This window comes from Gilliamella sp. Pas-s27, from assembly GCF_009795865.1.
Classification (GTDB): Bacteria; Pseudomonadota; Gammaproteobacteria; order Enterobacterales; family Orbaceae; genus Gilliamella.
In genome coordinates, this window is sequence record NZ_WTEW01000054.1 from 1 (window position 1) to 4,142 (window position 4,142).

At 35.1% G+C, this 4,142-nt stretch carries 3 protein-coding genes and 1 pseudogene; all 4 read right to left on the bottom strand.

All coding sequences use genetic code 11. From position 1 onward, the window contains the following. Nucleotides 1–256, bottom strand: a pseudogene (locus GQ589_RS11360) (hypothetical protein); the annotation flags it as partial. Then, complete coding sequence (locus GQ589_RS11365; RefSeq protein WP_160426302.1) at nucleotides 257–2,005, bottom strand: triacylglycerol lipase; 1,749 nt, start codon at nucleotides 2,003–2,005, stop codon at nucleotides 257–259. Between the two features lie 17 nt (nucleotides 2,006–2,022). Continuing rightward, entirely contained in the window at nucleotides 2,023–3,150 is a 1,128-nt protein-coding gene (locus GQ589_RS11370) for a hypothetical protein (RefSeq protein WP_160426304.1), read from the bottom strand. Nucleotides 3,151–3,210: 60 nt separating this feature from the next. After that, nucleotides 3,211–4,142: type VI secretion system Vgr family protein (locus tag GQ589_RS11375; RefSeq protein WP_160426306.1), on the bottom strand; the 932-nt coding region annotated here is incomplete at its 5' end.

Genomic DNA, 4,142 nt, shown 5'->3' on the forward strand with positions numbered 1-4,142 from the left:
TAATAGGATTACTTTGATAATCAAAATATCCCTCTTCATTGACTTTAAATTCAATCGGTAAGTCGATTAAATAGGTGCCAATACAGCGTGTTGCGCTATTTTTTAATAACTCATTTACTTGTTGTTGTTGTGTTGGTGATAATTTAGTCATACGAATATCCTTATGAAATACCTGACAACTGGTTAATACGGTTAGCGCAAATAGACCTGCAATAAAACCGAAATAATGTTTATAAAATCTAGTTAAATTAATCATTTATTTTACCTTAGACATAATGTCAACAATGGCTCGAAGGGTGAACTCTTGACTGATTTCACTTTTATAAGCTGGCTCATGGCCAACCGGTAAACGCATTCGCGCTTTTAAATAATCAATGGGTATTTCGCCAGATTGCTGCGATACGGTACCATCACCATTACCGTCTGCGGGTAATAGCGTGTATTTTTCATTGATATCTCCATTTTGGAGGGTTCTAATTTCCACTAGCTCTTCTAAATTAAGCCGATTTTTATCACCAATATGGTTGGCTGATGCTTTTTTTTGGCTTACCATCACAGAACCTTGCCAGTGAGCGATTTGATAAGTCAACGACTCTGTTTTAATATTATTATCATCTTCTTCAAGACCAAAAAAAGCATAAGTGTTAGGATGATATTTGTTGGCTATAGCTGAATTAAACGGGCTTACCTTTTTATTTATAATATTCTTATAGCTTTTCCAATCATCTTGCATTTGTTGCAAATTATGGTCAGTATTAAATGGATTAATCAAATGAGGCTCGCAAGCACACCACCATTTATCTTTGGCTAAATAGATTTCTTCATAAGGATCAGTTTTAGGATAGGATTCTGGTTTACCGTCGGGATCTGTAATTGTAAGCCAACCCATACCATATTCTGGCGTAGGTAATAACTGGAGTGGTCCTGGTGCTTGAGCACAGACAGCGGTCATTTCAGCAGCATTTTTACCCAATACATTCTCCATTATCGCATCAACAGGTTTATTTAAAAATGTACTGTTGACCTCTGTTCCCCGCTTCATTCGAGTATAGGCAGCAACGGCGCCCGTAGCAGGCTGTACACCATTGATTACGCCGTAGACTTTGTTCCGACCATTTAATGCTTCAGTATAATAACGGGCAACTAACCCCCCCATAGAGTGAGTGATCAAAATCACTTTATCACAGGTTTTTCCACGTTTTTTATAGTATTTGGGTAAGGTCACTTCAACAAGTTCTTTTAACGCCATCGCGCTGTTTTCATTAGATTGTAACCAATTATACCCCATGGCATGTACAGGAAAATAAAATTTCTCGCAATGTTGAATTTGCTTTTCATCTAACTCTAGTGACGATTTTGAACCCTCATCTAATGAAAATGAAGGCGGTTTTTTTAAATCATTTAAAATAGTTGATAAGTGACCATTTGGTTCAAATAAGATTTTTTGGAATAATTCTAAAAATTTACCATAACTAATATAACCGACTGATCCCCAACCTCGTTCTTGTCGCGAACCAAAAAGTCTGTTTTCAGGGTTATTGTTTATTGCTTTTTGGATTTCTTTTTTTTGTTCTAGCTTAAGGCGACGCTTTTCATTTCGTTGACTTTTATCTTCACCTAATAATTGTATCTTTAACTGATATTTATTTTTAATTCGAGCGACCTCTTTGGCTGCGGCATCTACCACAGTGCCTCGATCATCCACTTCTGTTTTTTCAGGATCCAGTTCTAATTTTCGTGCTTTAGCATCACCATAATAGGGTAATGCCCAGCCAATCGCAGACATTTCCCCATCTAACCGCCAAACCGGTTTTGAGTTATTAGTCTCTATCGATTTTACTTTCTGTTTATCTATTTTTTCTTTTAAATTACTGCCCATCACACCAGGTATAAAGATAATCGGTACAATAATTCGTTCTTTCTCAAGATATAAACCTTGTATGGTATTTTCTGATGTTGGAACGGTATTATATAAAAACGTGGCTTGCTGATTAGTGTTAGTCATGTTGTTTTCTACCTATTCTATTCTTGGATCAATTTTTTAAAAGTAATTAGCTGTATATAGACTTTATTTTCATATTGGCTAATAACGAGTTGTTCTTGCGAAGAAGCACTAACACAACCACTTGCCATCGTTAACGCTAAATACTTTGTCAATTCGGTGGGTTTGGCAAAAGTTAAATCTATATCATGAATTAGATTTTCTTTATTTTCACCAATCTCTAATTTATGCCTTTCAATGTTAAATTGAGAGCGATTTTTGGGGTCTAATCCAGAAATCCAAACATCTTTAACATTTTGAGCAGAAAGTTGTGTATAAGCAAAAAACTGATTGATATCAGCTGATAAATCGTCTTGAGCGATCATCAAACGACCTAACCAAGATTTTGCTTGTAGTTTTTTAGTATTAATTAATGATTCTGCACCAATTAACATGGCACTGATAAATTTACTGTGATGATGGTAGGTTATATCACTATATTGGCATACTAATATTAGTGATAATTCTATATTATCTGGTTCTTCATAAAGTATTGACATCCATACTGAATAATCCATTACTGGCTCAGCATATAAATCCCAACGTTGAAATATGGCTTCTAGCAATTCATCGTCATCAATGAGTGCTTTAGGTATGTAGATATGCGTTAAATAGCGACGATAATTTGGACATTGTTGTTCTAAGTTTTGCATTACTTCATCAAGAAACCAATAGGGTTTAGTCGATGCAGTCAAATTAAATAGGGGTCTTGCTTTTTCAGGGTAAAGAGGAATTTGTTCAAGATCACCTGTTAAAGCTTTTATGCCATTTTGTTCTGCACAGATCAGATAACTCCCAAATATAGGTATCTGTTGCTTACTCCAATTTTGCCCTAATTGGGTTGATTCTTGATTTAGTTCTGTTATTCTTTCATTAAAAGCATGCTCAGAAATGTTAATTAATAAACAAGATGCAAGTATCATTATCCATAAAAAAAACGGAACACCAATAGCCAGAAACCAAAATAAAAGATAGTCTGAACCATCATAGGTAAAAACAGTTATTATAAAACCAGCTAAAATTAAAAATAATAAACTCATGCCCAATAATAGATAACGTGGTTTTTTAATTGGTTTATAGCTTAATAATTTAGAAGTTTCCCAGCCCATTAATATGTTTCCTGCTATTTATATATTTGTATCGATTATTTAAAATTAGTAATAGGATGTTTAATTTTTTATTTCTGGCTCAATCACAATAGTTATTGGTTCAACAAATTGGCTGTATTGTGCAGGTAGCATTCCATTTTCATCGGTTACTGCTTCTATTTCACTATTATCAGCCCGAATAATTCTTACCTTTCGGTTTTTTATAACAGAATTATCATGTTGCCAACGTAATTGCGAATGAAATGAATAATGACTACTTTTTTGTTTATTCATCATTTGACTTAAACTATCGGCACCCAACTTTTGCCATATTGCTGATTTATTAAGGATATTATCTGGCGCACCTATCTCTACTGACCCATCTGCAAGTCGAATATAGGCGCCTCCGCAAGTGAAAATTAGCTCTTGTTTAGCTGAAATAACAGTTCGTCCTTGTTGACTAACAATTGAGATATCTTTTTGTGCACTTAATGACATATCGTCATTTTGTGCTTGAATATCTACTTTACCATGCGATGCAAATAATTTAATTCCCATTTTTTGTGCAAATAAACTGATGGTCTCGCCAGCTGCTACCATAAATTGCCTCAATACGCTAATATCAGTGTGCTTATGGCTCGATAGTATTAAGTTTTCACCTGAAGAAAGTTGAATGCTTTTTGGCGTTACTTGAGCAATACCATGTGGGGATGAAAGTAGAATTGAAGCTGCTTTTAACTCTTCAAGAGAGTCAGTTAATAATTTCTTTTGTGTCTCTAAATCAGCTAACTCAGCCTTGGCTTGTTTTGCCGCATCTTGTAACGCAGATACCAATTTAAGAGCGTTATTGAGTTGCTCATTTGCTTGTTGCATATTTAGCTGAATATCTTGCGCTTTATATTGCTCGTCAGAGGTAATAAAAAGCCCCTTACCAGCCCTTATCGCTCCCCAATCATCAGTGCGTAGCTCAAATCCCTCACCGCGCTCGTCTTTGTTTTGGTTAACTAAGTGAC

What these genes read in the sequence shown, in the direction of transcription:
- GQ589_RS11365 (WP_160426302.1), bottom strand. Translation starts at nt 2,005, where the DNA reads ATGACTAACACTAATCAGCAAGCCACGTTTTTATATAATACCGTTCCA.
- GQ589_RS11370 (WP_160426304.1), bottom strand. Translation starts at nt 3,150, where the DNA reads ATGGGCTGGGAAACTTCTAAATTATTAAGCTATAAACCAATTAAAAAA.